General features: G+C 70.4%; 22 protein-coding genes. 13 read left to right on the plus strand and 9 right to left on the minus strand.

The window, feature by feature from the left end; all coding sequences use genetic code 11:
* Positions 1 to 243: 243 nt before the first annotated feature.
* On the minus strand, positions 244 to 849 hold the full coding sequence (locus OCQ_RS21085) for a class I SAM-dependent methyltransferase (RefSeq protein WP_008260070.1): 606 nt from the start codon (positions 847 to 849) through the stop codon (positions 244 to 246).
* Positions 850 to 866: 17 nt separating this feature from the next.
* Here OCQ_RS21085 and OCQ_RS21090 point away from each other — a divergent pair, with 17 nt between their 5' ends.
* Together OCQ_RS21090 and OCQ_RS21095 are read left to right on the plus strand one after the other, a co-directional pair.
* Positions 867 to 1,331 (plus strand): tRNA (cytidine(34)-2'-O)-methyltransferase, encoded by a 465-nt coding sequence (locus OCQ_RS21090; protein WP_009956981.1) that lies wholly within the window; start codon positions 867 to 869, stop codon positions 1,329 to 1,331.
* Between the two features lie 48 nt (positions 1,332 to 1,379).
* The gene (locus tag OCQ_RS21095) at positions 1,380 to 1,715 is read left to right on the plus strand and encodes a YciI family protein (RefSeq protein ID WP_179300680.1); all 336 of its coding nucleotides are present in this window, start codon (positions 1,380 to 1,382) and stop codon (positions 1,713 to 1,715) included.
* A 59-nt stretch (positions 1,716 to 1,774) separates the two neighbouring features.
* Here the strand turns inward: OCQ_RS21095 and OCQ_RS21100 are convergent, their stop codons facing one another.
* Positions 1,775 to 2,419 carry a nitroreductase family protein gene (locus tag OCQ_RS21100; protein WP_014385739.1) on the minus strand — a complete coding sequence of 215 codons (645 nt, stop codon included), beginning with the start codon at positions 2,417 to 2,419 and terminating at the stop codon, positions 1,775 to 1,777.
* Positions 2,420 to 2,475: 56 nt separating this feature from the next.
* Entirely contained in the window at positions 2,476 to 5,763 is a 3,288-nt protein-coding gene (locus OCQ_RS21105) for an error-prone DNA polymerase (protein ID WP_014385740.1), read from the minus strand.
* 55 nt (positions 5,764 to 5,818) lie between these two features.
* Here OCQ_RS21105 and otsB point away from each other — a divergent pair, with 55 nt between their 5' ends.
* Positions 5,819 to 6,961, plus strand: coding sequence for a trehalose-phosphatase (gene otsB, locus OCQ_RS21110; protein ID WP_014385741.1), 1,143 nt, complete (start codon positions 5,819 to 5,821; stop codon positions 6,959 to 6,961).
* Here the strand turns inward: otsB and OCQ_RS21115 are convergent, their stop codons facing one another.
* A complete protein-coding gene (locus OCQ_RS21115; protein WP_014381037.1) occupies positions 6,962 to 7,828 on the minus strand; it encodes a MaoC family dehydratase in 867 nt (288 codons plus the stop codon). It lies immediately after the preceding gene.
* 92 nt (positions 7,829 to 7,920) lie between these two features.
* Between OCQ_RS21115 and OCQ_RS21120 the strand changes: the two genes are divergently transcribed.
* Complete coding sequence (locus OCQ_RS21120) at positions 7,921 to 8,634, plus strand: histidine phosphatase family protein (RefSeq protein WP_014385742.1); 714 nt, start codon at positions 7,921 to 7,923, stop codon at positions 8,632 to 8,634.
* A 63-nt stretch (positions 8,635 to 8,697) separates the two neighbouring features.
* The gene (locus OCQ_RS21125) at positions 8,698 to 10,704 is read left to right on the plus strand and encodes an SDR family oxidoreductase (RefSeq protein WP_038537445.1); all 2,007 of its coding nucleotides are present in this window, start codon (positions 8,698 to 8,700) and stop codon (positions 10,702 to 10,704) included.
* Here OCQ_RS21125 and cmaA1 read toward each other — a convergent pair whose 3' ends face one another.
* A complete protein-coding gene (cmaA1, locus tag OCQ_RS21130) occupies positions 10,705 to 11,592 on the minus strand; it encodes a cyclopropane mycolic acid synthase CmaA1 (RefSeq protein WP_014381039.1) in 888 nt (295 codons plus the stop codon). It abuts the gene before it with no gap.
* A gap of 39 nt (positions 11,593 to 11,631) precedes the next feature.
* Between cmaA1 and OCQ_RS21135 the strand changes: the two genes are divergently transcribed.
* From OCQ_RS21135 to OCQ_RS21150, 4 genes are all read left to right on the plus strand, one after another.
* Positions 11,632 to 12,666 (plus strand): nucleoside hydrolase, encoded by a 1,035-nt coding sequence (locus OCQ_RS21135; protein WP_014385744.1) that lies wholly within the window; start codon positions 11,632 to 11,634, stop codon positions 12,664 to 12,666.
* Positions 12,663 to 13,115 carry a hypothetical protein gene (locus OCQ_RS21140; RefSeq protein ID WP_009957770.1) on the plus strand — a complete coding sequence of 151 codons (453 nt, stop codon included), beginning with the start codon at positions 12,663 to 12,665 and terminating at the stop codon, positions 13,113 to 13,115. Before OCQ_RS21135 ends, OCQ_RS21140 begins: the two co-directional genes overlap by 4 nt.
* A 117-nt stretch (positions 13,116 to 13,232) precedes the next feature.
* Complete coding sequence (gene kasB, locus OCQ_RS21145; protein WP_014381042.1) at positions 13,233 to 14,492, plus strand: 3-oxoacyl-ACP synthase KasB; 1,260 nt, start codon at positions 13,233 to 13,235, stop codon at positions 14,490 to 14,492.
* Between the two features lie 124 nt (positions 14,493 to 14,616).
* Positions 14,617 to 15,774 carry an alpha-hydroxy-acid oxidizing protein gene (locus tag OCQ_RS21150; protein ID WP_009957341.1) on the plus strand — a complete coding sequence of 386 codons (1,158 nt, stop codon included), beginning with the start codon at positions 14,617 to 14,619 and terminating at the stop codon, positions 15,772 to 15,774.
* Here the strand turns inward: OCQ_RS21150 and OCQ_RS21155 are convergent.
* The 3 genes from OCQ_RS21155 to guaA all read right to left on the minus strand — a co-directional run bounded on the left by OCQ_RS21155 (position 15,765) and on the right by guaA (position 20,213).
* Entirely contained in the window at positions 15,765 to 17,321 is a 1,557-nt protein-coding gene (locus tag OCQ_RS21155) for a DNA polymerase Y family protein (RefSeq protein ID WP_014383238.1), read from the minus strand. The genes OCQ_RS21150 and OCQ_RS21155 overlap by 10 nt on opposite strands.
* A gap of 48 nt (positions 17,322 to 17,369) precedes the next feature.
* Complete coding sequence (locus tag OCQ_RS21160; protein WP_041785194.1) at positions 17,370 to 18,050, minus strand: hypothetical protein; 681 nt, start codon at positions 18,048 to 18,050, stop codon at positions 17,370 to 17,372.
* Between the two features lie 552 nt (positions 18,051 to 18,602).
* Positions 18,603 to 20,213 (minus strand): glutamine-hydrolyzing GMP synthase, encoded by a 1,611-nt coding sequence (gene guaA, locus OCQ_RS21165; RefSeq protein WP_179960092.1) that lies wholly within the window; start codon positions 20,211 to 20,213, stop codon positions 18,603 to 18,605.
* 250 nt (positions 20,214 to 20,463) lie between these two features.
* Here guaA and OCQ_RS21170 point away from each other — a divergent pair, with 250 nt between their 5' ends.
* The 3 genes from OCQ_RS21170 to OCQ_RS21180 all read left to right on the plus strand — a co-directional run bounded on the left by OCQ_RS21170 (position 20,464) and on the right by OCQ_RS21180 (position 25,351).
* Complete coding sequence (locus tag OCQ_RS21170) at positions 20,464 to 22,056, plus strand: PPE family protein (protein ID WP_014385747.1); 1,593 nt, start codon at positions 20,464 to 20,466, stop codon at positions 22,054 to 22,056.
* Between the two features lie 134 nt (positions 22,057 to 22,190).
* Entirely contained in the window at positions 22,191 to 22,988 is a 798-nt protein-coding gene (locus OCQ_RS21175; RefSeq protein ID WP_371286284.1) for a beta-phosphoglucomutase family hydrolase, read from the plus strand.
* Positions 22,985 to 25,351, plus strand: a complete 2,367-nt coding sequence (locus OCQ_RS21180; RefSeq protein WP_014385749.1) for a glycoside hydrolase family 65 protein — start codon at positions 22,985 to 22,987, stop codon at positions 25,349 to 25,351. The genes OCQ_RS21175 and OCQ_RS21180 overlap by 4 nt, the downstream gene beginning before the upstream one ends.
* Here the strand turns inward: OCQ_RS21180 and OCQ_RS21185 are convergent.
* Positions 25,345 to 25,920 (minus strand): TetR/AcrR family transcriptional regulator, encoded by a 576-nt coding sequence (locus tag OCQ_RS21185; RefSeq protein ID WP_009954986.1) that lies wholly within the window; start codon positions 25,918 to 25,920, stop codon positions 25,345 to 25,347. The genes OCQ_RS21180 and OCQ_RS21185 overlap by 7 nt on opposite strands.
* A 60-nt stretch (positions 25,921 to 25,980) precedes the next feature.
* Between OCQ_RS21185 and OCQ_RS21190 the strand changes: the two genes are divergently transcribed.
* Positions 25,981 to 26,883 carry a TauD/TfdA dioxygenase family protein gene (locus tag OCQ_RS21190; RefSeq protein ID WP_014381049.1) on the plus strand — a complete coding sequence of 301 codons (903 nt, stop codon included), beginning with the start codon at positions 25,981 to 25,983 and terminating at the stop codon, positions 26,881 to 26,883.
* Positions 26,884 to 26,947 lie beyond the last annotated feature (64 nt).

Here is a 26,947-nt window from a genome sequence, read left to right on the forward strand (position 1 = left end):
CGGCCGCATGACCGGCCGCCGCGCTGACCCTGAGCGCTGAACAAAACGAGAGGCTCATGAAACTTCCTGCTTTATTTCCACCCGCCCCGCGCCAGATAGGCGCGCGCGTGTAAGTGTGGCAATCCGACGAGTATGACAGCCCGCGGCCCAGCCCACCAGAATCGTTACTGAGCAGACAGGTCCCTCCAAGGTGGCGCCGCGCGCCCGCGGTCGGTCCTGGCAAACACCGATCCCGCGAAAACGCTAGGCGGGCCGAAGGATTGCGACCAGGAAGTCGGAGTCGTCGGTGAACGGCCGCAGATCCCAGGTGGACAGCAGCACGTCGATCGCGAATCCCGCGTCGACCGCGTCGTTCAGAAACACGTCGAAGTCATAGTCGCGCCCGGCGCCGAAGCCGATCGCCGCGCGACCGTCGCCGGCGACGTGGGCGCGCAGCCGGCTCAGCACTCGGACCCGGGTGCTGGGGGCCAGAAACGTCATGACGTTGCCGGCGGAGACGATGACGTCGAACGGGTCGGCGATGCCGCGCGCGGGCAGGTCGAGCTCGGCGAGGTCGCCGACCAGCCAGCGCGGGCCGGGATGGTCCTGTTCGGCCGCGGCGATGAGCGCGGGGTCGACGTCCACGCCGACCACCCGGTGGCCGGCGCCGGCCAGGTAGCCGCCCAACCGCCCGGGCCCGCAGCCGGCGTCGAGGATGCGGGCGCCGCGGGGGGCCATGGCGTCCACGAAGCGGGCCTCGCCGGCCAGGTCGTCACCCGCGCGGGCCATGGCGCGGAACCGCTCGATGTACCAATGCGAATGCCCGGGATCGGCAGCGACCTTCTGCATCCAAATGCTCTGCTCGACCATGCGACCATTATCGCGTTGTGTTCAAGCTGATGTTTTACTCCCCGCGCATCGCCCCCAATACGGGCAACGCCATCCGCACGGCGGCGGCGACGGGTTGCGAATTGCATCTGGTCGAGCCGATGGGATTCGACCTGTCCGAACCCAAGCTGCGACGGGCGGGGCTGGACTACCACGACCTGGCCTCGGTCACCGTGCACGCCTCGTTGGCGGCGGCCTGGGACGCGCTGTCGCCCGAGCGGGTCTTCGCGTTCACCTCGCACGCGCCCACCTCGTTCGCGCAGGTGCGCTACCGCGCGGGCGACGTGCTGATGTTCGGCCCCGAGCCCACCGGGCTGGACGCGGCGACGCTGGCCGACCCGCACATCACCGGGCAGGTCCGCATCCCGATGCTGGCGGGCCGGCGCTCGCTGAACCTGTCCAACGCCGCGGCGGTCGCCGTCTACGAGGCGTGGCGCCAGCACGGGTACGCGGGAGCGACCTAGCTCGTGATCGCCGCGGTGAGTTTCGCGCCCGCGGGAAGTCAGCACGGCATGGCTACCTTCATCACCATCGGTTACGGGGACGCGGCCGGGTACCACCGCGTGAGCGACGAGTGCAGGCAGGCCGCGCACGCGCGCGATGACGCGCTGCGCGCCGCGGGTGCCCTCATCGGGACCGCCGGACACCCCGTTCAGGTGCGCAATCCGGACGGCGCCGGCGTGCGGATCGAGCCCGGGCCCTATCTGCATTCGGCGCTGCCGATTGCCGGGTTCGCGGTCTTGGAGGCCGACAATCTCGACGCGGCGATCGAGCGGGTGAGCCAGACCCCGTGCGCCGTCGCGCACGGGGTCGTCGAGGTGTGGCCGCTGATGTCCTGGCCGACCTAGCTCTCTTTGATCGTGGCGACCCGCCGCGCCCGGCTACGTCGCCCGCGCGAACGCCGCGGTCACCAGCTGTTCCAGTGCGTGACCTGCTCGGCGGGCAGCCGCTTGGCCGGGCGGAAGTCGGTGCCCTTGGTGTAGGCGATCGGGAACAGGCCGCCCTGGCTGTAACGGTCGCGCGGGATGCCCACGATGTCGGCGACCTGTTGCTCGCCGTCGCGCAGCAGGTGCAGCGTCGTCCAGCACGACCCCAGTCCCCGCGAGCGCAGCGCCAGGCAGAAGCTCCAGACCGCCGGGAACAGCGACGCCCAGAACGACACCCCACCCAACGGCGACTTGTCCGGGCGGCCCTCGAGGCAGGGGATCAACAGCACCGGCGCCTCGTGCATGTGCTCGGCGAGGTAGGTGGCGGAATCGCGGACCGCGCCCATCCGCTCGCCGCGGGTGTCCCCGTCGGGGTACGCGGCCCCCGGAGCGCTGAGGTAGCCGCGGGCGTTGGCCAGGTAGACGTCGGCGATCGCCTTCTTCTTCTCGGCGTCCTCGACGAAGACCCACTGCCAGCCCTGCGCGTTGGACCCGGTGGGCGCCTGCAGCGCGAGTTCGAGGCATTCCCTGAGCACGTCGCGGCTGACCGGCTTGTCGAAGTCGAGGCGCTTGCGGACCGAGCGGGTGGTGGTGAGGACTTCGTCGACGGACAGGTTGATGGTCATGGGTGGAGACTACCGACGCGGCGGGCCGGCCGGTTCACGCCGAACGGCGTGGCACGTCAGCGGAAATCGCGGGACTTGGAGCCGACGGCCAGGGTGATGCGGCCCAGCCGCTCGGCGACGACGGTGATCGCGCCGCTGGCGTTCTGGACCTGCCCGCGCACCAGCAGCGCCGGCGCCGAGTTCGCCAGCTTGCGATGCCGCGCCCACACCCCCGGCGCGCAGAGCACGTTGACCATCCCGGTCTCGTCCTCCAGGTTCAGGAACGTCACCCCCTGGGCCGTGCCGGGGCGCTGCCGGTGGGTCACCGCCCCGGCGATCAGCACGCGGTCGCCGTCGGGCACCGATCCCAGCTTCTCGGCGGGGACCACCCCCATCGCGTCCAGGTCTTCCCGCAGGAACTGCGTCGGGTAGCTGTCCGGGGAGATGCCGGTGGCCCACACGTCGGCGGCGGCCAGTTCCAGCTCGCTCATCCCCGGCAACGCCGGGACGTGCGAGGACGAGCCCACCCCGGGCAGGCGGCCCGGCCGCTGGGTGGCCGCCGCCCCGGCCGCCCACAGCCCCTCGCGCCGGGACATGCCGAAGCAGGCAAAGGCCCCGGCGGTGGCCAGCGCCTCGGTCTGCGGCACGCTCAATTGCAGCCGTGACGTCACATCCAGCAGGGAGGCGAAGGGGCCGTTGGCCTTTCGCTCCTCGACCAGTTGCTCGGCCAGGTCGTCGCCGATATGGCGGACCGCACCCAGACCGAGCCGGACCTCGGTTCCCGTGTTTTCCAGGGTGGCGTGCGCCAGGCTGGCGTTGACGTCCGGGCCGTGCACGGTCACGCCGTGCCGGCGCGCATCGGCCACCAACGACTGCGGCGAGTAGAAACCCATCGGCTGGGCGCGCAGCAGCGCGGCGCAGAACGCCGCCGGGTGGTGCAGCTTGAACCACGACGAGTAGAACACCAGCGACGCGAAGCTCAGCGCGTGGCTTTCCGGGAAACCGAAATTGGCGAACGCCTCCAGCTTTTCGTAGGTCCGGTCGATCACCTCGTCGGGTGCGCCGTGCAGCGCGCGCATGCCCTCGTAGAACCGGCCGCGCAGCCGCCGCATGCGTTCGGTGGAGCGCTTGGACCCCATGGCGCGGCGCAGCTGATCGGCCTCGGCGGCGGAAAACCCGGCGCAGTCGACCGCGAGCTGCATCAGCTGCTCCTGAAAAAGCGGCACCCCCAACGTCTTTCGCAGCGCCGGTTCCATGGACGGGTGGTCGTAGACCACCGGGTCCTCACCGTTACGCCGCCGGATGTAGGGGTGCACCGACCCGCCCTGGATCGGGCCGGGGCGGATCAGCGCGACCTCCACCACCAGGTCGTAGAACACCCGCGGCTTCAGCCGCGGCAGCGTGGCCATCTGCGCGCGCGACTCCACCTGGAACACGCCGACGGAGTCGGCGCGGGCCAGCATCTCGTACACCGCCGGCTCGGAGAGGTCCAGGCGGGCCAGGTCCACCTCGATCCCCTTGTGCTCGGCCACCAGGTCGATGGCGTAGTGCAGCGCCGAGAGCATGCCCAGCCCGAGCAGGTCGAACTTCACCAAACCGATTGCCGCGCAGTCGTCTTTGTCCCATTGCAGGACGCTGCGGTTCTCCATCCGCGCCCACTCAACCGGGCACACGTCGGCGATCGGGCGGTCGCAGATCACCATACCGCCGGAGTGAATGCCCATGTGCCGCGGCAGGTTCCGGATCTGGTTCGCCAGGTCGATCACCGGCTCGGGGATGTCCTCGACCTCCGGCGAGTCCGCCAGCCCGCCCCAGTGGCTGATCTGCTTGCTCCACGCGTCCTGCTGGCCCTGCGAGAAGCCCAGGGCGCGGGCCATGTCGCGCACCGCGATCTTTCCCCGGTAGGTGATGACGTTGGCGACCTGGGCGGCGTAGTCCCGGCCGTATTTGTCGTACACGTACTGGATGACCTTTTCGCGCTGGTCGGACTCGATGTCCATGTCGATGTCGGGTGGCCCGTCGCGGGCCGGCGACAGGAAGCGCTCGAACAGCAGCTCGTTGGCCACCGGGTCGACGGCGGTGACGCCGAGGGCGTAGCAGACCGCGGAGTTGGCCGCCGATCCCCTGCCCTGGCACAGGATGTTGTTGTCCCGGCAGAACCGGGCGATGTCGTGCACCACCAGGAAGTAGCCCGGAAATTGCAGCTGGGCAATGACTTTGAGCTCATGCTCGATCTGTGCGTAGGCGCGCGGTGCGTTCGGACCGTAGCGGTCGCGCGCGCCGGCCATGGTCAGCTGCCGCAGCCAGCTGTCCTCGGTGTGCCCGTCGGGCACGTCGAACGGCGGTAGCTGGGGCGCGATGAGCGCCAGCCCGAACGCGCACTGCTCGCCCAGTTCGGCGGCCGCGGTCACCACGTCGGGGCCCCCAGCGAACAGCCGGGCCATCTCCGCGCCGGAGCGCAGGTGCGAACCGCCCAGCGGGGCCAGCCACCCGGCGGCCGAATCCAGGGACTCCCGGGCCCGGATGGCGCCCATCGCCATGGCCAGCCGGCGCCGCGACGGCCCCGCGAAATGCGCGCCGGTGGTGGCGACGACGCCGACCCCGAAGCGCGGGGCCAGCGCGGCCAGCACCGCGTTGCGTTCGTCGTCGAGCGGTTGCCCGTGATGGGTCAACTCGACGCTGACCCTTTGCGCACCGAACCGGTCCACCAGGTCGGCCAGCGCCCGCTCGGCGGCGTCCGAACCACCGTCGGAAAGCGCTTGGCGCACATGGCCTTTGCGACACCCGGTCAGGATGTGCCAGTGCCCGCCGGCGGCCTCGGTCAGTGCGTCGAAATCGTAACGGGGCTTGCCCTTCTCGCCGCCGGCCAGGTGCGCCGCGGCCAGCTGCCGCGACAGCCGCCGGTAACCCTCGGGGCCGCGGGCCAGCACCAGCAGGTGTGGGCCCGCCGGGTCCGGCCGCTCGGTGCGGGCCTCACCGCCCAGCGACAGTTCGGCGCCGAACACGGTACGCATGTCGAGCTCGGCGGCCGCCTCGGCGAACCGCACCGCCCCGTACAGGCCATCGTGGTCGGTGAGCGCCAGGGCGCGCAGGCCCAGCCGGGCCGCCTCCTCGACCAGTTCCTCGGGCGTGCTCGCCCCGTCTAGGAAGCTGAACGCCGAATGCGCATGCAGTTCGGCATACGGAACGGAACGGCCGACGGACGGGCGGGGTGCCCGGCCGTCCCCCGGCGGCCGGTACGTGGCGCGCTTGCGCGACAGGGGGGCGTCCTCGGGAAGCCCCGCCGGCTCACCGGCACGGCGTGGCTTGCTGTCGAGCACCCGCTCCATTTCCGCCCAGCTCGGCGGCCCGTTGAACCAGCCCATACGCGCAGTCTATCGAAAATATGTTCGATAGAGGTCGCCGTGAGAGGGTTGGCACATGCCGGTCATCATCGACCCGCGCCGCCACGACGCGGTGCTGTTCGACCTGGAAACCGACCTCGGCTCAACGCTGGCCGCGCGGCTGCGCGACGTCGGGGTGGGCACCGCCGTCGTCCCCGCGGACGGCCCGGCGCGGGCGGCCGCGGACCTGAAGGTGCGCCCGGGCCGCGCCGTCGTGGTCGCCGGGGCGGCGGCCGGCGTCGAGGCCGCCCGCGCCGCGGGATTCGCGTCGGTGATCGGCGTCGGGCCGGCCAAGAGCGCCGGCGCGCTGCGTGACGCCGGGGCCGACGCCGTGGTCAGCGACCTCGGCGAGGTCGGCGTGCGCACCGGGGATCTTCGGATGTCGCAACTGCCGGATGCGATGCGGGCCCTCACCGACGCCGCCGATGGCCTGGCCGGCCGGCGGCCGGCCGTATTCTTCGACTTCGACGGCACGCTCTCGGACATCGTCGACGACCCCGACGCCGCGCGGCCCGTCGCCGGGGCCACCGAGGCGCTGGCGAAGCTGGCCGACGGCTGTCCGGTCGCGGTGCTGTCGGGCCGCGATCTCGCCGATGTGACGAATCGCGTTGGCGTGCCTGGCATTTGGTACGCGGGCAGTCACGGTTTCGAGCTGACCGCGCCCGACGGGACACACCATCAGAACGACGCCGCGGCCGCGGCCATCCCGGTGCTCGAGCAGGCGGCGGCCCGGCTGCGCGACCAGCTCGGCGGAATCCCCGGAGTGGTGGTGGAGCACAAGCGATTCGGCGTCGCCGTGCACTACCGCAACGCCGAACGCGACCGCGTGGGCGAGGTGCTGGCCGCGGTGCGCGCGGCGGGGCGCCGCGACGCGCTCCGGGTGACCACCGGCCGCGAGGTCATCGAGCTGCGCCCGGATCTGGACTGGGACAAGGGAAAAACGCTGCGCTGGGTGATCGATCACCTACACCGGGCCGGGTCGGGATCGCTCACGCCGGTCTACCTCGGCGACGACATCACCGACGAGGACGCGTTCGACGCGGTGCACGACGACGGGGTCCCGATCCTGGTGCGGCACAGCGACGATGGCGACCGCGCCACCGCGGCGCTGTTCGCGCTGGACAGCCCCGCGCGGGCCGCGGCGTTCACCGACCGGCTGGCCGATCAGCTCGAAGCCTAGTCAGGCGTATTCCACCGCGCCGTCGTCGAGCACCACGCGAACGCCGGAACCCTCGGCGCCGGACGCCTCGGTGCGGAACACCGCCTTGCCCTCCCCGGTGCGCCAGATCAGCGTGGTCAGCGTCTCGCCGGGGAACACCGGCGAGGTGAATCGCGAGGCGATCGAGGTGATGTTGGCCGCGACGCCCCCACCGAGCTCGGCCACCAGCGCGCGACCCGACACCCCGTAGGTGCACAGCCCGTGCAGGATCGGCTTGGGGAACCCGGCGAGCTCGCGGGCGAACCACGGGTCGCTGTGCAGCGGGTTGCGGTCGCCGGAGAGCCGGTAGATCAGCGCCTGGTCCTCGCGGGTGGGCAGCGCGATCCGCGCGTCGGGCTCGCGGTCCGGGAACTCCGGCGCGACCGGCCGCTGACCCGGCATCCCGCCGAACCCGCCCTCGCCGCGGATGACCAGGGTGGTGAGCGTCTCGGCGATCAGCTGCCCCGATTGCGGGTCGGTGCCCCGGCCGCGCAGCACGAGGATCGCGTTCTTGCCCTCGCCCTTGTCCTGGATGTCGGCGACCTCGGAGACCACCGAGAGCTTCCCCGCGGGCGGCAGCGGGGCGTGCAGCCGGATGCTCTGCGATCCGTGTAAGAGCATGGCCCAGTTGAACTTTCCGACCAGGCCCGCCGCGCCGAAGGCCGGGCAGCAGATCACCGCGTAGGTGGGCAGCACCTGCTGGTCGATGTCGTGGCTGTTCTCGGTGGTGAACGCCAGGTCGTCGATGCCGGCGCCGACACCGAGCGCGTAGAGCAGCGTGTCCCGGTCGGTCCATTCGAAGGTCATGGGTTCGGTCACCGCGCCGACGGCACTCGGGTCAATCGCCATGGGGTCTCCTATTCCAGAAATCGAGAGCTTTTCTGCACGTAACCATCGCAAACCCTTCCCACCGAAGGCGTCGGCAGGGCAGGCTATCTCCCATGTCCAAGCGCAGCTTGTTCCGGAAGGCCTCGGTTGCGGTCGCCGCCCTCACCGCAACGGTAATCGTCGCCGGCTGCGGCGGCTCGCCGCAGGCGCGGTCGATCACGGTGACGTTCGTCCGGCACGCCCAGTCGGAGGCCAACGCCGCCGGCACCATCGACACCGACGTGCCGGGCCCGGGTCTGACCCCGGAGGGCAAGGGGCAGGCCGAAGAGATCGCGCACCAACTCGGCCGCAAGGACTACGACAGCGTCTACGCCTCCACGATGACCCGGACGCAGCAAACCGCCGCGCCGCTGGCCGCCGAGCTCGGCAAGCAGGTCGAGATTTTGCCCGGCATCCAGGAGATCAACGCCGGCTGGTACAACGGCAAACCCGAGTCGATGGCGAAGTCGACCTACCTGGTGGCCCCGGTGAACTGGATCAAGGGCGATGTGTCCTACAGCATCCCCGGCTCGATCAGCGGCAAAGAGTTCAACGACCAGTTCACCGCGGCCGTCAACAAGGTCTACTACAGCGGCCACCGCAACCCGGTGGTGTTCTCGCACGCCAACGCGATCATGGTGTGGACGCTGATGAACACCCGCAACGGCAAGGAAAGCCTGATGAACACCCACCCGTTGCCCAACACTGGCCGCGTGGTGATCACCGGCAACCCGATGACCGGCTGGACGCTGGTCGACTGGGACGGGATCCGCGACTTCCACAGCTAGCCCGCGGCCAGCCCTCGCGGATCGGCAGTTGACGTGGGCGGCTGCCGACGCCACCATGTCTTCATGCGGTATGTCGTTACCGGCGGTACCGGGTTTATTGGTCGCCGCGTCGTGTCTCGTCTTCTGGAATCCCGGCCCGACGCGCAGGTGTGGGTCCTGGTGCGACGGCGGTCGCTGGGCCGCTTCGAACGCCTCGCGGCGCGGTGGGGCGATCGGGTCAAACCGCTGGTCGCCGAGCTGCCGGAGCTGGACCTGAGCGACGAGGTCCTCGCCGAGCTGGGCGAGATCGACCACGTGGTGCACTGCGCGGCGATCTACGACATCACCGCCGGCGAGCCCGAGCAGCGCGCCGCGAACGTCGAGGGCACCCGCGCGGTGATCGGGCTGGCGCGGCGCCTGGGCGCGACGATGCACCATGTCTCGTCGATCGCCGTGGCGGGCGACTTCCGCGGCGAATACACCGAGGACGACTTCGACGTCGGCCAGCAACTGCCGACGCCCTATCACCAGACCAAGTTCGAAGCCGAACTGCTGGTGCGCTCGACGCCCGGCCTGCGCCATCGCATCTACCGCCCGGCGGTGGTCGTGGGCGATTCGCGCACCGGCGAGATGGACAAGGTGGACGGGCCGTACTACTTCTTCGGCGTGCTGGCCAAGTTGGCCGTCCTGCCGTCGCTGACGCCCATCCTGCTGCCCGACACCGGCCGCACCAACATCGTCCCTGTCGACTACGTCGTCGACGCGCTGGTCGCGCTCCTGCACGCCGACGGTCGTGACGGGCAGACGTTCCACCTCACCGCCGAGAAGACGATCGGCCTGCGCGGCATCTACCGCGGCGTGGCCAAGGCGGCCGGGCTGCCGCCGCTGCGCGGGTCGCTGCCCCGCTCGGTGGCCGCCCCCGTCCTCAACGTGCGCGGCCGGGCCAGGGTGCTGCGCAATATGGCGGCCACCCAGCTGGGCATCCCCGCCGAGGTGTTCGACCTCGTCGACCTGCCGCCCACCTTCGTCAGCGAGAAGACCCGAAACGCCTTGCGGGACTACGGGATACGGGTTCCCGAGTTCTCCTCCTACGCACCGAAGCTGTGGCGGTACTGGGCGGAACACCTCGATCCGGACCGCGCGCGCCGCGACGATCCGCGAGGACCGTTGCACGGCCGGCACGTCATCATCACCGGCGCGTCCAGCGGCATCGGCCGGGCGTCGGCGATCGCGATCGCCGAGCGCGGCGCCACGGTGTTCGCCCTGGCCCGCAACGGCGCCGCGCTGGATGAGCTGGTCGCCGAGATCCGCGCCAATGGCGGTGCCGCCCATGCCTTTACCTGTGACGTCACCGATTCCGCGTCGGTGGAGCACACCGTCAAAGACATCCTGGGGCGCTTCGACCACGTCGATTACCTGGTGAACAACGCCGGCCGCTCGATCCGCCGCTCGGTGGTCAACTCCACCGACCGGCTACACGACTACGAACGGGTGATGGCGGTCAACTACTTCGGCGCGGTGCGAATGGTGCTGGCGCTGCTGCCGCATTGGCGCGAGCGGCGATTCGGCCACGTCGTCAACGTGTCGAGCGCCGGCGTGCAGGCACGCAACCCCAAATACAGCTCCTACCTGCCGACCAAGGCCGCGCTGGATGCGTTCTCCGACGTGGTCGGATCCGAGGTGCTGTCCGATCACATCACCTTCACCAACATCCACATGCCGCTGGTGCGCACCCCCATGATCGTGCCGTCGCACCGGCTCAACCCGGTCCGGGCGATCAGCCCCGAACGCGCGGCCGCGATGGTGGTGCGCGGGCTGGTGGACAAGCCCGCGCGCATCGACACCCCGCTGGGCACGCTCGCCGAGGCCGGAAATTACTTCGTCCCCAGGACTTCTCGACGAATCCTGCACCAGCTCTATCTCGGCTATCCCGACTCGGCCGCGGCGCGCGGGCTGGCACCCGCCGCCCAAGCGCCGCCGCCGGCCGTGCGCCGCAAGCCCAACCGGCCCGTCCGCGCCGTCACCGGCGGCCTGCGCACGCCGCGGGGCGTCAAGCGGCTGGTGCGCCGGGTGCCCGGCGTGCACTGGTGATCATTTCTCCAACGTGAACTGGTTGACGTCGACATAGCCCACCCGAAAGGCGTCGGCGCAGCCGGTCAGATATTTCATGTACCGCTCGTAGACTTCCTCGGACTGCACCGCGATGGCCTGCTCCTTGTGGGCTTGCAGCGCGGCGGCCCAGATGTCGAGGGTCTTCGCGTAGTGCGGCTGCAGCGACTGGATGCGGCTCACGGTGAAGCCGTTCGCGGTGGCGCGCTCCTGCACCATCGGTATCGACGGTAACCGCCCACCCGGAAAGATCTCGGTGACAATGAATTTGATGAATCGGGCGAACGTGAACGAGATGGGCATGCCGCGCTCCACCATCTCGGTCGGGTGCAGACCGGTGATGGTGTGCAGCAGCATGACCCCGTCGTCAGGCAGCAGGTCATGCGCCATGGTGAAGAACGCGTCGTAGCGCTCGTGCCCGAAGTGCTCGAAGGCGCCGATGCTGACGATCCGGTCGACCGGCTCGTCGAACTCCTCCCAGCCCTGCAGCAGGATCCGCGCGGAACGGGGGCTCTTCGACTGCGCGATCAGCCGCTCGACGTGCTCGGCTTGGTTGCGGCTCAGGGTGAGGCCGACAACGTTGACGTCGTATTTCTCCACGGCGCGCATCATGGTGGCGCCCCAGCCGCAGCCGACGTCGAGCAACGTCATGCCCGGTTGCAGCCCGAGTTTGCCCAGGGCGAGGTCGATCTTGGCGATCTGCGCTTCCTCCAGCGTCATGTCCTCGCGCTCGAAGTAGGCGCAGCTGTACGTCTGGGTCGGGTCGAGGAATAGCCGGAAGAAGTCGTCCGACAAGTCGTAGTGGGCCTGCACGTCGTCGAAGTGCGGCGTTAATTCAGTGCCCTCCGGGGGCTCCGACGTTGTGGGCATCAGCTCAGCCTAATAGCCGAGATGGCTATGTTGTAGACAATGAACGCTCCCGTTTTCGTCGACGTCGACACCGGCGTGGATGACGCGCTGGCGCTGATCTACCTGTTCGCCAGCCCGGACGCCGAGGTGGTCGGCATCGCCTCGACCGGTGGAAACGTCGGGGTGGAGCAGGTCTGCGAAAACAATCTCGGCCTGCTGCGGCTGTGCGAGGTCACCGGCATACCGGTTTCGAGAGGCTCCGATCAAACCCTGACCGGACCGATGTGTTTGCCGTCAAAAGTCCACGGCCCCAGGGGATTAGGCTACGCCGAGCTGCCACCGGGTGGGGACGGGCTCACCGACTACGACTCCGCGGACGCGTGGGTGCGGGCGGCGAAGGCCCACCCCGGGGAGCTCATCGGCGTGGCGACCGGCCCGTTGACCAATCTGGCGCTGGCGCTGCGCGCCGAACCCACCCTGCCGTCGCTGCTGCGCCGGCTGGTGATCATGGGGGGTTCCTACGACCACCGGGGCAACACCACCACGGTCGCGGAATGGAACATCAGCGTGGACCCGGAGGCCGCGGCCGAGGTGCTGGCGGCCTGGGGCCAGGAAACCGTTGGCCACCAACGGCTTCCGATCCTGTGCGGGCTGGATTTGACCCGTAAGGTCGCGATGACACCGGAGCACCTGGCCCGGCTGGCGGCCGCCGCCGGGTCGACGACCACGCCGCTGAGCGAACACGACGAACGCGCAACCCGGTCCACGGCGTCCAACCCCCTGATCAGGGTGATCGAGGACGCGACCCGGTTCTACCTGGAGGCCTACCACGACCTCGGCCACGGGTATCAAGCACACATGCACGATCCGTTGGCCGCCGCCGTCGCGCTGGATCCGGGGCTCGTCAACACCCGGCCGGCGACGGTGGACATCGAGCTGACCGGGACCCTGACCCGCGCCATGACGGTGACCGACTGGTCGGGTCGACGAGAACCCAACGCGCTCATCGGGATTGACGTGGACGCAGCGGGGTTCTTCGATCGGTTCATCGAGCGGGTGGGCCCCTTCGCGCGCCGGTTAGCCGATACCCCATGAAGTTTCGTGCCATCGAGCTGATCCGGGCGGGGTGGGGCGGCGTGCTGCTGGCCGCCCCCGCCGAGGTGCTGAGCCACATCCACGGGGTACGGGTCGATCGCAAGGCGATCGTCGTCACCCGGATCCTGGGCGCTCGCCATCTGGTCCAGGCGGCGTTGTCGGGGGTCGACCCCGGCCCGGAGGAGCTGGCGGCCGGGGTCTGGGTCGACACGGTGCACTCGGCGACCGCGCTCGGCCTGGCCCTCGTCGACCGGCGCCGGGCCCGCGGCGGGGTGACCGACGCCGTGGTCGCGGCGTCGTGGGCGTTCCTGGGGTGGCGCCATTTGCGCACCGGTCAGGCCAGGACCGGCGCTCTCCGCGGCCGCGACCGGCTGGCCCGCGCCGTTCTGCGGGCGTTGCCCGGCGGCCGCGCCCTGGTGGCGCAGGCGCAGGCGGTACGCGCCGATTAACGCCACGCCCTTGACGTCAGGGACAATGGGAGTTTGTGTTGGCATGATTTGGTGGGATGTGTGGGGCTCGGCGTCAATTCGTTAGCAGCTCTCATCAAATGAAAGGTTTCGGAAGTCATGGCGGAGCTGGTTACGGGGAAAACGCTGCCGAACGTGGTCGTCACGGGCATTGCCATGACGACCGCACTGGCGACTGACGCCGAGTCCACGTGGAAGCTGTTGCTGGACAGGCAAAGTGGCATCCGCAAACTCGAGGACTCGTTCGTCGAGGAGTTTGACCTGCCGGTGCGCATCGGCGGTCATCTACTCGAGGATTTCGACGGCGGACTCACCCGCGCCGAACGCCACCGGATGGGCTACCTGCAGATGATGTCGACCGTCCTGGGCCGGCGGGTCTGGGAGAACGCCGGCTCGCCCGAGGTCGACAGCAACCGGCTGATGGTGTCCGTCGGCACGGGCCTGGGCTCGGCGGAGCAAATCGTGTTCAGCTACGACGACCTGCGCGCCCGCGGGATGAAGGGTGTCTCCCCGCTGGCGGTGTCCAAGTACATGCCCAACGGGGCAGCCGCTGCGGTGGGCCTGGAGCGGCACGCCAAGGCCGGGGTCATCACCCCGGTGTCGGCGTGCGCATCGGGTTCGGAGGGCGTCGCCCAGGCGTGGCGCAACATCGTCTTCGGGGAGGCCGACATCGCGATCTGCGGTGGCGTGGAGGTCAGGATCGAGGCGGTCGCGATCGCGGCGTTCGCGCAGATGCGGATCGTGATGTCGACCAAGAACGACGACCCCGTCGGCGCGTGCCGCCCGTTCGACCGCGACCGGACCGGCTTCGTGTTCGGCGAGGCCGGCGCCCTGATGGTGATCGAGACCGAGGAGCACGCCAAGGCCCGCGGGGCCAACATCTTGGCCCGCATCATGGGCGCCAGCATCACCTCCGACGGCTACCACATGGTGGCCCCCGACCCCAACGGCGAACGCGCCGGGCACGCCATGAGCCGCGCCATCCAGCTCGCCGGGCTCTCCCCCAGCGACATCCACCACGTCAACGCCCACGCCACCGGCACCTCGGTCGGCGACGTCGCCGAGGGCAGGGCCATCAACAACGCCCTGGGCCCCCACGGCGGCAACGCCGCCGTCTACGCCCCCAAGGCCGCCCTGGGCCACTCCGTGGGCGCCGTGGGCGCCGTCGAATCGATCCTGACCGTGCTCGCGCTGCGCGACCAGGTCGTGCCGCCCACGCTGAACCTGGAAAACCTCGACCCCGAGATCGACCTGGACGTGGTGGCCGGCAAACCCCGCCCCGGCAACTACGAGTACGCGATCAACAACTCGTTCGGCTTCGGCGGACACAACGTGGCGACCGTCTTCGGACGCTACTGACGCGCGCATAGCGAAGCGCATCGAAACCGCTTAGTGCCGAACGCGTTTTCGCCACACCTGCGACCCGTCGGACCGCATCCTCGAACACGGTTTGGTGCACGGGGTGCGGGGTACTGGACCGACTATGGCCTTCGCCGACTATCAAAAAGAGCTGTACGACCAGTCGCTGCACGGTAATCAGCCGCAGTACCCGATCAGGTTCGAGGACCTGGAGGAAAAGGCGGCGGCGGCGATGGCACCGAAGGTGCTGCAGTACGTCGCGGGCGGCGCCGGTGACGAGCACACCCAGCGCGCCAACTGCGCGGCCTTCAAACGGTGGGGGCTGTACCCGCGGATGGGGATCGCCCCCGAGGAGCGCGACATGTCCGTCGAGCTGTTCGGCATGAGGTTTCCGTCGCCGATCTTCATGGCGCCCATCGGCGTCATCGGGGTGTGCGACCCGGAGGGCCACGGGGACATGCTCTGCGCCCGGGCCTCCGTCCGCACCGGCGTCCCGTTCTTCGTGGGCACGCTCACCTCCGACCCGATGGAGGATATCGCCGCCGAACTGGGCGATAGCCCGGCGTTCTTCCAGCTGTACACGCCGCCGGACCGCAAGATGGCCGCCAGCCTGGTGCACCGCGCCGAGGCGGCCGGCTTCAAGGCCATCGCGGTCACCCTGGACACCTGGGTCACCGGCTGGCGGCCCCGCGACCTCAGCGGGGGGAACTACCCCCAGGTGCCCAGCGGGTGCCTGGCCAACTACACCAGCGATCCCGTTTTTCGCTCCCGCTTGAGCCGGGGCGAAGACGCCACCGAGGCGGCGGTGCGCAAGCTGCCCATTTTCGGCGGCCCGTTCCGGTGGGACGACCTGGAGTGGCTGCGGGCGGAGACCGACCTGCCGCTGATGGTCAAGGGCGTCTGCCACCCCGACGACGTCCGCCGCGCCAAAGACATTGGCGTGGACGGCATTTACTGCTCCAACCACGGCGGCCGGCAGGCCAACGGCGGGTTGCCCTGCCTGGATTGCCTGCCCGACGTGCTCGAGGCGGCCGACGGGCTGCCTGTGCTGTTCGACTCGGGCGTGCGCAGCGGGGCCGACATCATCAAGGCCCTCGCGCTGGGGGCGACCGCCGTCGGGATCGGCCGCCCCTACGCCTACGGGCTGGCCCTCGGGGGCGTCGAGGGCGTCGTGCACGTGCTGCGCTCGCTGCTGGCCGAAGCGGACCTGATCATGGCCGTCGACGGATATCCCTCGCTCAAGGACCTGACGCCGGAGGCGCTGCGGCCCATCTACTCGTAGCTGCCCTCGAGGTACCAGCGCCGCTGGCGATAGCACAACAGCAACGCACGCTCGCTTTCCAGCAGGATCTGGGCGCGGGCGGTGCGGCCGGACCCTTGACCGGCCCCCTGACCGCCCACGGGCCGGTCGTCCCACCACCGCTCGTCGACCGGCCAGGGGCCGGCCCACCAGCACAGCCGCTCGTCTCGGCCCTGGCTGATCATGCGGGCGGGGTCGGCGGAGAACAGCCCGCGGTTGGTCACCCGTATCGGGTTCCCTTGGGTGTCAAGCAATTCCACCGGATCGTCCAGCAACACCGCCGGTGACGGCGCGGGCAGCCGGCCGGGCCACGGCAGATCGGGATCGGCCCGCGGCACCGGCTCGTCGCCCAGCGGGATCAGCGTGATGCGCTCGGCCGGCCCGCGACCCCCAGACAGCACCGGCACTCGCACCGCCTCCGGACCGAGCAACCCCTGCACCCGCACCAGCGCCCGGCGGGCCCGCAGCCTGTCCTCCTCCCCCAGCCCACCCCAGAGCGGCAACTGCAGCGCCTCGGCGGATACCACCTCCACCGCCTGCAGCCGCAACAGCGTCACCGCGGCGGTGGGCCGGGGATCGCGCGCGGTGCGATTGCTCAGCCAGCCGTCGAGCTGCCAGCGCACCCGGTCGGCGGTGGCGTCCTCGGTCAACGGCTCGGCGCACCGCCACACCCGATGGCGTTCTTCGCCGTTGGCGGTGACGGCGTGGATGGCCAGCCGGGTGCATCCCACGCCGGCGGCCATCAGCGCCTGATGCAGCGTTCCGGCCAGCGAGCGCCCGGCGAACGCCGCGGCATCGACCCGGTCGATCGGCGGATCGCAGTCCAGCACGGCCTCGAGCTCGGCCGGCGGCTCCCGCCCGGAGGGCGGCCGTTCGGGCTCGCCGCGGGCCAACCGGTGCGCGGTCACCCCGTCGGCGCCGAACCGGGAGGCCACATCGCTGCGCGACAGCGCGGCGAACTGCCCGATGGTGCGAATCCCCATCCGCCACAACAGGTCCGTCAGCTCTTCCCGGCCCGGACCGGACAGGCTCGGCTCGGTGGCGAGTTGGCGGATGGACAGGACCGACAAAAACCTCGCGTCGCCTCCCGGCTCGACGACGCGGCCCGCCCGCGCCGCGAAGACCGCGGTGGACAACTGGTCGGCGATCCCGACCTGACACTCGGCGCCGGCGGCGGCCACGGCATCGATCAGCCGTTCGGCGGCGACGGCCTCGGACCCGAAATAGCGGGCCGCCCCGCGCACCGGCAACACCAGGAGCCCGGGCCGCAGCACCTCGGCGCGGGGCACCAGGTCGTCCACCGCCGCGATCACCGCTTCAAAGAAGCGGGCGTCGCGGTCCGCGTCGGCGGTGGTGACATGCAGCTGCGGGCACCGGGCCGCCGCCTCCCGGCGTCGCAGCCCCCGGCGCACCCCCACCGCGCGGGCGGCCGACGAACAGGCGACCACCCGGTTGGCCAGCGTGACCGCGACCGGCACGGACGCGGACAGATCCGCGGCCGCCGCCGCCGCGACCGCGGGCCAATCCATGCACCAGATCGCCAAAACCCTTGAACCAGAAGGGGTTACCACCGGAGTTCACCCCGCTCGCGCTTGGGCCATCACCCGTCGTCCCGCACACATCCCGCTGACCTGCAGCCGCACCCCGCTGATCCGCCCGAATCCGGGGGCGGGCATTCCCCAGTGCGGGGTGATCTCGTAGCCACAGACCCGGGCCGCCAGCCGCGTCGGCGCGCCCTGCCAATCGCCGCCGGTGACCAGCAGAGTGCACCCCTTGCTGCGGGCCCGCGCCACCACCGCCCGCGCCCGCGTCGGCGGCACCCGGCGCCCGCCCAGCCCGAGGACCACCAGATCCATGCCGTCGACGAGCACCGCGGCCACCTCGACCGGATCGGTTCCGGGATCCGGTATCACCGCGAGCCGGCTCAGATCCGCCCCCATCTCCGCGGCGGCCAGCAGCCCGATGTCCGGCTGGCCGACGATCGCGGCGTTGCCACCGGCCGCCGTGACCGCGGCGACCATGCTCAACAACAGCGACCGGGCACCCGAGAGCACCGCCACCGTTCCCCGCGGCAGCGGCGCCGGCAGCAGGTCCGCCAGCCACTGCGGCAGCGCCAGCTGGGACTCCGAGTCCAGCAGGTCGTCGGGGACGGTCGGCCCGGCCTTTTTCGAGGAGATGCTCGCCATCCGCCGTCGAAGCGATTCGAGCTGCTCAGCGCGGGTTTCTTCGCGGTGACTGGAGGCAAAAGCCGCGGTCATGACCTAGCCTCCTTCACCGGGCGTTCGAAAGTATGTTCGAAGTAAACACCGGCCCTCTGACAACCGTCAAGCAACGTGAGGGGCTGCTTTATGCGCTCGGTGCCGGTGTGGCTGATGGTGTTTTCGGGCGTGATTTTTTCGGCGGCAACGCCCACTCCGTCGACGCTGAACCATGCCAGCCGGCCGGCCGCCGCGGCCCCGGGCACGGGGCCGGCGTCGCCGCACGTCGCGCCTCACAAGTCCCATCGGCCACACCAGACCCTGGCGGAGGGCGCAGTGCGTGTGCCCACCTCCGAGCGACAACACGTTTTCGCTGGTCACGGGCCCGCCCGAGATTGTCGCTCGGAGGTGGGCACAACGCCTGTCCACCCGCGCAGCGACTCCTGTGGCGCCTGTTACCCATGTTGTGCGGCATCACTCGGCGGCCGCATCTCCCGCTCGCGCATCTTGTCCAGGAGGCGGACCTTCCGGCGGAAGCTCAGCGGGCACGCCGAGCGGTGATCACTTCCACCGAAAACAACGCCGAAAAGTCCTGCACCCACGCGAGGGCGACTACTCCCATTCGATGGTGCCCGGCGGCTTGCTGGTGATGTCCAGCACCACGCGGTTGACCTCGGCGACCTCGTTGGTGATGCGGGTCGAGATGCGTTCGAGCACCTCGTAGGGGACCCGGGTCCAGTCGGCGGTCATGGCGTCCTCACTGGTCACCGGCCGCAACACGATCGGGTGCCCGTAGGTGCGGTTGTCGCCCTGCACGCCGACCGAACGCACGTCGCCCAGCAGCACCACGGGGCACTGCCAGATCAGGGTGTCCAGGCCGGCGGCCGTCAGCTCCTCGCGCGCGATCGAGTCCGCCCGCCGCAGCGTTTCCAGCCGCTCCGCGGTGACCTCGCCGACGATCCGGATGCCCAGGCCGGGACCCGGGAACGGTTGGCGCGCAACGATTTCCTCCGGCAGGCCCAGCTCGCGCCCGACCGCGCGCACCTCGTCCTTGAACAGCAGCCGCAGCGGCTCGACGAGTTTGAACGTCAGGTCGCCGGGCAGGCCGCCGACGTTGTGGTGGCTCTTGATGTTCGCTGTGCCGCTGCCGCCGCCGGACTCCACCACGTCGGGATACAGCGTGCCCTGGACCAGGAACTCGACGCCGGAGCCGTCGGAAGCGTTGTCCCCCACGATGTCTCGCACCGCGCCCTCGAACGCCCGGATGAAATGGCGGCCGATGATCTTGCGCTTGCCTTCGGGATTGGTCACGCCGGCGAGCGCGTCGAGGAAGGTGTCGGCCGCGTCGACGGTCACCAGATTGGCGCCGGTGGCGGCCACGAAATCGCGTTGCACCTGCGCGCGCTCGCCCTCGCGCAGCAGCCCGTGGTCGACGAAGACACAGGTCAGGCGGTCACCGATGGCGCGCTGTACCAGCGCGGCGGCCACCGCGGAATCCACGCCGCCGGACAGCCCGCAAATCGCATGGCCGTCGCCAATCTGGGCGCGCACCTGCTCGACCAGCGCCTCGGCGATGTTGGCGGCCGTCCAGTCCGCGCCGAGCCCGGCGAAGTCGTGCAGGAAGCGGCTGAGCACCTGCTGCCCGTGCGGGCTGTGCATCACCTCCGGGTGGTACTGCACGCCGGCCAGCCGACGGGCCCGGTTCTCGAACCCGGCGACCGCCGCGCCCGCGCTGCTGGCCACCACCTCGAACCCGTCCGGCGCGGCCGTGACCGCGTCGCCGTGGCTCATCCACACCGGCTGGACGCTCGGTAAGCCCGAATGCAGTTCGCCGCCAAGGACTTTCAGTTCGGTGCGGCCGTATTCGCTGGTGCCGGTGTGGGCGACGGTCCCGCCCAGCGCCTGGGCCATGGCCTGGAACCCGTAACAGATGCCGAACACCGGCACCCCGAGGTCGAACAGCGCCGGGTCCAGCTGCGGGGCGCCGTCGGCGTAGACACTGGACGGCCCGCCGGAAAGGACCAGCGCCAGCGGGTCCCTGGCCTTGATGTCCTCGGCCGTGGCGGTGTGCGGGATGACCTCCGAGAAAACCCGCGCCTCGCGGACCCGGCGGGCGATCAGCTGCGCGTACTGCGCCCCGAAGTCCACGACGAGCACCGGTCGAGCGGGCGGTCCGGACGCGCCCGCCGGCTCGGTTGCCTCAGTTTCCCTGGATTCGGCCACGCAGGCGAGTCTAGTGGCCGCCTGCGCCGCCGCCGCCCGAGAGGCCCACGGCGAAAACGCGGTGCGTAACGCGCCGCCGCGGCGAATTCTATGCCTTTGGCATGAGGTCGGCGGTCGAGTATTGATAACGACAATCATTTTCAATTGACTGGTCGAGGATCTGCACACTGCCCAGCCCAGGAGTTGCCGTGATGACGTTGCCCGCCGCAAGCGCGCCGCCGATGGCCGACCGCCGACGAGGCGTCCGGCGATGACCGCGCCGGTGTGGATGGCGTCCCCGCCCGAGGTGCACTCGGCGTTGCTCAGCAGCGGACCGGGGCCGGCGTCGCTGTTCGCCGCGGCGGCGGCGTGGAGCTCAATGAGCGCCGAATACGCCTCGGCCGCAGAAGAACTCGGCGCGCTGTTGACGTCGACGCAGGCCGGGGCGTGGCAGGGGCCCAGCGCCGAATCCTACGTCGCCGCGCACGCCCCGTACCTGGCGTGGTTGACACAGGCCAGCGCGCACAGCGCCGCGGCGGCCGCCCAGCACGAGGCGGCGGGCACCGCCTACACCGCCGCGCTGGCGGCGATGCCGACCCTGCCGGAGCTGACCACCAACCACGTCGTCCACGGTGCCCTGGTGGCGACGAATTTCTTTGGGATCAACACCATTCCGATCGCGGTCAACGAGGCCGACTATGCGCGGATGTGGGTCCAGGCCGCCGGCACGATGGCGACCTATGAAGCCGTCTCCACGGCGACGGTGGCGGCCGTACCGCCGACCGACCCGGCGCCGCCGATCCTGAAGTCCGAGGCCACCGCGCAACACGACCACGAGGAGGACGACGACCACCACGACCACGAGCACGGGTTCGACAGCCCGCTCAACCAGTTCGTCGCCCAGATCCTGCGGCTGTTCGGCCTCGACTGGGATCCGGTCGAGGGGACCCTCAACGGCCTGCCCTACGAGGCCTACACCAACCCCGGGGACCTGATGTGGTGGGTGGTCCGGGCCCTCGAGCTGTTTTCCGATTTCCAGCAGTTCGGGGCCCTGTTGCAGGAAAACCCGGCGGCGGCCTTCGAGTTCATCACGCAACTCGTGCTGCTCGACTGGCCGACACACCTGGCCCAGCTCGCCAGTTGGCTCCCGACGCAGCCCCAGTTGCTGTTGCTGCCGATGCTCGTCGCCGCGGCCCCCTTCGGGGCGCTGGCCGGCTTTGCCGGCCTGGCCGCCCCGGCCCCCCCGGCCGCGCCCGCCGCGGTGCCGGCCGCCCCGGCCCCAGCCGCACCTCCGAGCCTGCCGGCGGCGCCCGCCATGAGCCCCGTCACCGCGCCAGCCGCGGCCGCCGCGCCGGCACCCGCGCCCGCGCCCGCGCCCTCGGCCGCCACGGTGGCCAGCCCGGCGCCGCCCGCGCCGCCGGCCGCCGGCACCGTCCCGTTCGTGCCCCCGTACGCCCTCGCGCCTCCCGGCATCGGTTTCGGTTCGGGGATGAGCGCGGGCGCCGCCGCCGGCGCGAAAAAGAAGGCGCCCGAACCCGATTCGGCCGCGGCCGTCGCGGCCGCGGCCGCGCGGGAGGCGGCGCGCACCCGCCGGCGCCGGCGGGCGCGGCAGCGCGCCCATGGCGACGAGTTCATGGACATGAACGTCGACGTCGATCCGGACTGGAACGAGCCGGAGACGACGGCGTCGCACGGCGGCGCCGCAAACCTGGGCTTCGCCGGCACGGCGCGCAAGGAACCCGTCGCCGCGGCGGGCCTGACCACCCTGGCGGCCGACGAATTCGGCGACGCACCCCGCATGCCGATGGTGCCGGGCACCTGGCCCCCGGGCGACGGCAAGGGGGCGCCCGGCAGCGGGGGCTGACTCCGTCGTCGACGAAATCACCTGCGGCACAGCGCGTTAACGCGTTGACCGGCGACCGGCCGTCCCCGCAGGCATCCGCCCCGCCGCGGCGCGGGCACCGAAACGCTGGCGGCACGCATGGCGGACATGGTGGAGTGGGTATCGGTCAACCAGCCCCCGAGACCAGAAAGCGAGGACCGCCGGTGAGCTCAGAGCTGGGTCTGCCAGAAAAGGTGCGCGCCTGCCTGTTCGACCTCGACGGCGTGCTCACCGACACCGCCAGTGTGCACACCAAGGCGTGGAAGGCGATGTTCGACGCCTACCTGTCCGACCGGGCCCAGCGCACCGGCGACGAATTCGTCCCCTTCGACGCGGCCGCGGACTACCGCAAATACGTGGACGGCAAGAAACGCGAGGACGGGGTCCGGTCGTTTCTGGAAAGCCGCGGCATCGAACTGCCCGACGGCAGCCCCGATGACCCCGATGACGCCGAGACCGTCTACGGCCTGGGCAACCGCAAGAACGACATGTTCCAGAAGGTCCTCAAGCAGGACGGCGTCAAGGTCTTCGACGGTTCGCGGCGCTACCTCGAGGCGGCGTCGGCCGCGGGCCTGGGCATCGCGGTGGTGTCCTCGAGCGCCAACACCCGCGACGTCCTCGAGGTCACCGGGCTGGACCGGTTCGTGCAAAAGCGGGTGGACGGCATCACCCTGCGCCAGGAACACATCGCCGGCAAGCCGGCGCCCGACTCCTACCTGCGCGGGGCGCAACTGCTCGACGTCCCCGCCGAGGCGGCGGCCGTGTTCGAAGACGCCTTGTCGGGGGTGGCCGCCGGCCGGGCCGGTAACTTCGGTTTCGTGATAGGTGTCGACAGGGTGGGCCAAGCCGAGGACTTACGCCGCAACGGCGCGGACGTGGTGGTCAGCGACCTCGCCGAGTTGCTGCAGTCATGATCACCGATGCATCGTTTCCCGTTGACCCATGGCACGTTCGCGAAACCCAGCTTGACCTCAACCTGCTGGCCCAGTCGGAATCCCTGTTCACCTTGTCCAACGGGCACATCGGGCTGCGCGGCAACCTCGACGAGGGCGAGCCGTACGGCCTGCCGGGCACCTACCTGAACTCCTTCTACGAGATCCGGCCGCTGCCGTATGCCGAGGCGGGCTACGGCTACCCGGAAGCCGGCCAGACGCTCATCGACGTCACCAACGGCAAGATCATCCGGCTGCTGGTCGAGGACGAGCCCTTCGACGTCCGCTACGGCGAATTGATCTCCCACGTGCGCAATCTCGATCTGCGCGCCGGAACACTGACGAGAACCGCGCACTGGCGCTCGCCCGCGGGCAAAGAGGTCAAGGTGGTCTCCACCCGACTGGTCTCCCTGCCCCACCGCGGTCTCGCCGCCATCGAGTACGTCGTGGAAGCGGTCGGCGATTTCGTGCGGGTCACCGTGCAGTCCGAACTGGTCGCCAACGAGGACCAGCCGCAGACCTCCGGCGACCCGCGGGTGTCGGCCATCCTGGAGAACCCTCTCGAAGAGGTCGACCACGAAAACACCGATACCGGAGCAGTTCTCATGCACCGCACCCGCAGCAGCGCGCTGATGATGGCCGCCGGCATGGACCACGAGGTCGAGGTTCCCGGGCGCGTGGAGGTCAGCACGGATGCGCGCGCCGATCTGGCCCGGACCACCGTGATCTGTGGGCTGCGCGAGGGGCAGAAGTTGCGCATCGTCAAGTACCTGGCGTACGGCTGGTCGAGCATGCGCTCGCGTCCGGCGCTGCGCGACCAGGTCGCCGCCGCGCTGCACGGCGGCCGCTACAGCGGATGGCAGGGGCTGCTGGACTCGCAGCGGGAGTATCTGGACGACTTCTGGGATTGCGCGGACGTCGAGGTCGACGGCGACCCCGAATCCCAGCAGGCCGTGCGCTTCGGGCTTTTCCACCTGTTGCAGGCCAGCGCTCGCGCCGAACGCCGCGCGATCGCCGCCAAGGGGCTCACCGGAACCGGCTATGACGGACACGCCTTTTGGGACACCGAGGGTTACGTGCTGCCGGTGTTGACCTACACCGCGCCGCACACGGTGGCCGACGCGCTGCGATGGCGGGCCTCAACCCTGGATTTGGCCAAGGAGCGGGCCGCCGAGTTGGGCCTGGAGGGCGCCTCCTTCCCCTGGCGGACCATCCGCGGGCAGGAGTGCTCGGCCTACTGGCCGGCCGGCACGGCGGCCTGGCACATCAACGCCGACATCGCAATGGCCTTCGAGCGCTACCGCGTCGTCACCGGGGACAACGACCTGGAAGCCGATTGCGGCCTGCAGGTGCTGGTGGAGACCGCCCGGCTCTGGCTCTCGCTGGGCCATCACGACCGGCACGGGGTCTGGCACCTCGACGGTGTCACCGGCCCCGACGAGTACACGGCGATCGTGCGCGACAACGCCTTCACCAACCTGATGGCCGCGCACAATCTGCATACCGCCGCCGACGCCTGTAACCGCCATCCCGAGGCGGCCAAGGCGCTGGGGGTCACCACCGAGGAGGCGGCCGCCTGGCGCGATGCCGCCGACGCGGCCAACCTTCCCTACGACGCCGGCCTGGAGGTCCATCAGCAGTGCCAGGGGTTCACCACCTTCGCGGAATGGGACTTCGACAAGAACACCACCTATCCGCTGCTGCTGCACGAGGCCTACGTGCGGCTCTACCCCGCGCAGGTGATCAAGCAGGCCGACCTGGTGCTGGCGATGCATTGGCGAAGCCACGCGTTCACGCCCGAACAGAAGGCCCGCAACGTCGACTATTACGAGCCGCGCATGGTGCGTGACTCGTCGCTGTCGGCCTGCACCCAGGCGGTGATGTGCGCCGAGGTCGGGCATTTGGACCTGGCCCATGACTACGCGTATGAGGCCGCCCTGATCGACCTGCGCGACCTGCACCACAACACCCGTGACGGCTTGCATATGGCCTCGCTCGCCGGCGCCTGGACCGCGCTGGTGTCCGGCTTCGGCGGCCTGCGCGACGACGAGGGCATGCTGTCATTGGATCCCGCTCTGCCGGACGGGATTTCGCGGTTGCGATTCCGGCTGCGGTGGCGCGACTTCCGGGTCACCATCGACGTCAACCACGTCGATGTCACGTACACGCTGCGCGACGGGCCCGGCGGCGAGCTGACCATCCGGCACGCCGGCGAGGACCTCGAGCTGAGCACCGAATCCCCGACGACGGTCGCCGTGCGTCCCCGCAAGCCGCTCCTGCCGCCGCCGCAGCAGCCGCTGGGGCGCGCGCCCATGCACCGGCGGGTGCTGTCGCGGCCTCACTGAGTGTCGGCGGGCCCGAGCATCCGCTCCACTTCGGCGCCCACCGCGGCGCGCAATTCGGCGTCGGTCAGCTCTTCGATCCCGGTCGCCGAGCGCAGGACCGGCGCGAACAACCGCCAACCAAATTGCAGGGCAAGGGCATTGGCGACGGCGAGCCTCGCCTTGACCTCGTCGTCGTAGAGCGGCCGCACCCCGTCGAGCAGGGTGGCGATGTTGGGGAAGCGCTTCTGCAGCTGGCCCGCCGGATAGCCGTCGAGCACGGTGCGGGCCATCACCCGCATCTGGCGGTCCAGGGAGCGCTGCACCACCTCGGCGGGGGTGTCGGTCTCCAGCTGGGCGCTCAGGTCGTCCCCCAGGTGGTCGAGCACGGCGCCGACGAGTTGTTCCTTGGTGCCGAAGTGCCGGAACACCAGCCCGTGGTTGACGCCTGCCCGCGCGGCGATGTCGCGGATGGAGGTCGCCGCCGGGCCGCGCTCGGCGAACAGCTCGGTGGCGGCCTCCAGGATCGCCGCGGCCACTTCCGCCCGCCCGGTCGGGGGTTTCCCGCGGCCTCTTGCGGACGTTGTAGTCATCTGACTACACTACCAAACGTAGTCACTTGACTACACCCGTTTTGACTCGAGGAACACGACATGACTGCTCAAATCACCGTCACCAAGCTGGGAAGTCGCATCGGGGCCCGAATCGACGGCGTCAGCCTCGGCGGCCACCTCGACGACGCCGCGGTCGAGACGATCCGCCGGGCGCTGTTGACGCACAAGGTCGTCTTCTTTCGCCACCAGCACCACCTTGACGACGAGCAGCAGCTCGACTTCGCGCGCCTGCTGGGCACCCCCATCGGCCACCCGGCCGCGTCCGCCCTGGCCGCCAAGCACATGCCGGTGATCACGCCGATCGACTCCGAGTACGGCAAGGCGACCCGCTGGCACACCGACGTGACGTTCGCCGCCAACTACCCGGCGGCCTCGATCCTGCGGGCGGTCACCCTGCCCTCCTATGGCGGCTCGACGCTGTGGGCCTCCACCGTGGCGGCCTACCAGCATCTGCCGGAGCCGCTGAAGCACCTGGTGGAAAACCTCTGGGCGCTGCACACCAACCGCTACGACTACGTGTCCACCGAGGCGGTCATGTCGATGAGCGACGCGCAGCGGGCGTTTCGGCAAGCCTTCGAGAAGCCCGACTTCCGCACCGAGCATCCCGTGGTGCGGGTACACCCGGAGACCGGTGAACGCGCGCTGCTGGCCGGCGATTTCGTGCGCGGCTTCGTGGGCCTGGACAACCACGAGTCGAGCGTGCTGCTCGAGCTACTCCAGCGACGAATCACCATGCCGGAGAACACCATTCGCTGGGCCTGGGCGCCGGGCGACGTCGCCATGTGGGACAACCGCGCGACCCAGCACCGGGCCATCGACGACTACGACGACCAGCCCCGGCTCATGCACCGCATCACCTTGATGGGCGATGTGCCGGTCAACGTGCACGGCGAGCGCAGCCGGGTGGTCAGCGGCACGCCGCTCGAGGTGCTGGCGAGCTGATGGTGACGACCCGCAGCGCCCGGCTACGCCGCGCTCGCGATCGTCACGGGAGCTGATGGTGACG

The sequence above is a fragment of the Mycobacterium paraintracellulare genome (genome assembly GCF_000276825.1).
Classification (GTDB): Bacteria; Actinomycetota; Actinomycetes; order Mycobacteriales; family Mycobacteriaceae; genus Mycobacterium; species Mycobacterium intracellulare.

Excerpts from the sequence above, each read along its gene's own strand:
- otsB (WP_014385741.1), top strand. The coding sequence starts at position 5,819 with ATGCCGGTCATCATCGACCCGCGCCGCCACGACGCGGTGCTGTTCGAC.
- cmaA1 (WP_014381039.1), bottom strand. The coding sequence starts at position 11,592 with ATGCCCACAACGTCGGAGCCCCCGGAGGGCACTGAATTAACGCCGCAC.
- OCQ_RS21100 (WP_014385739.1), bottom strand. The coding sequence starts at position 2,419 with ATGACCATCAACCTGTCCGTCGACGAAGTCCTCACCACCACCCGCTCG.
- OCQ_RS21170 (WP_014385747.1), top strand. The coding sequence starts at position 20,464 with ATGACCGCGCCGGTGTGGATGGCGTCCCCGCCCGAGGTGCACTCGGCG.
- OCQ_RS21095 (WP_179300680.1), top strand. The coding sequence starts at position 1,380 with ATGGCTACCTTCATCACCATCGGTTACGGGGACGCGGCCGGGTACCAC.
- OCQ_RS21155 (WP_014383238.1), bottom strand. The coding sequence starts at position 17,321 with ATGGATTGGCCCGCGGTCGCGGCGGCGGCGGCCGCGGATCTGTCCGCG.
- OCQ_RS21140 (WP_009957770.1), top strand. The coding sequence starts at position 12,663 with ATGAAGTTTCGTGCCATCGAGCTGATCCGGGCGGGGTGGGGCGGCGTG.
- OCQ_RS21115 (WP_014381037.1), bottom strand. The coding sequence starts at position 7,828 with ATGGCGATTGACCCGAGTGCCGTCGGCGCGGTGACCGAACCCATGACC.
- OCQ_RS21150 (WP_009957341.1), top strand. The coding sequence starts at position 14,617 with ATGGCCTTCGCCGACTATCAAAAAGAGCTGTACGACCAGTCGCTGCAC.
- kasB (WP_014381042.1), top strand. The coding sequence starts at position 13,233 with ATGGCGGAGCTGGTTACGGGGAAAACGCTGCCGAACGTGGTCGTCACG.
- OCQ_RS21135 (WP_014385744.1), top strand. The coding sequence starts at position 11,632 with ATGAACGCTCCCGTTTTCGTCGACGTCGACACCGGCGTGGATGACGCG.
- OCQ_RS21085 (WP_008260070.1), bottom strand. The coding sequence starts at position 849 with ATGGTCGAGCAGAGCATTTGGATGCAGAAGGTCGCTGCCGATCCCGGG.
- OCQ_RS21160 (WP_041785194.1), bottom strand. The coding sequence starts at position 18,050 with ATGACCGCGGCTTTTGCCTCCAGTCACCGCGAAGAAACCCGCGCTGAG.
- OCQ_RS21125 (WP_038537445.1), top strand. The coding sequence starts at position 8,698 with ATGCGGTATGTCGTTACCGGCGGTACCGGGTTTATTGGTCGCCGCGTC.
- OCQ_RS21120 (WP_014385742.1), top strand. The coding sequence starts at position 7,921 with ATGTCCAAGCGCAGCTTGTTCCGGAAGGCCTCGGTTGCGGTCGCCGCC.
- OCQ_RS21185 (WP_009954986.1), bottom strand. The coding sequence starts at position 25,920 with ATGACTACAACGTCCGCAAGAGGCCGCGGGAAACCCCCGACCGGGCGG.
- OCQ_RS21180 (WP_014385749.1), top strand. The coding sequence starts at position 22,985 with ATGATCACCGATGCATCGTTTCCCGTTGACCCATGGCACGTTCGCGAA.
- OCQ_RS21190 (WP_014381049.1), top strand. The coding sequence starts at position 25,981 with ATGACTGCTCAAATCACCGTCACCAAGCTGGGAAGTCGCATCGGGGCC.
- OCQ_RS21105 (WP_014385740.1), bottom strand. The coding sequence starts at position 5,763 with ATGGGCTGGTTCAACGGGCCGCCGAGCTGGGCGGAAATGGAGCGGGTG.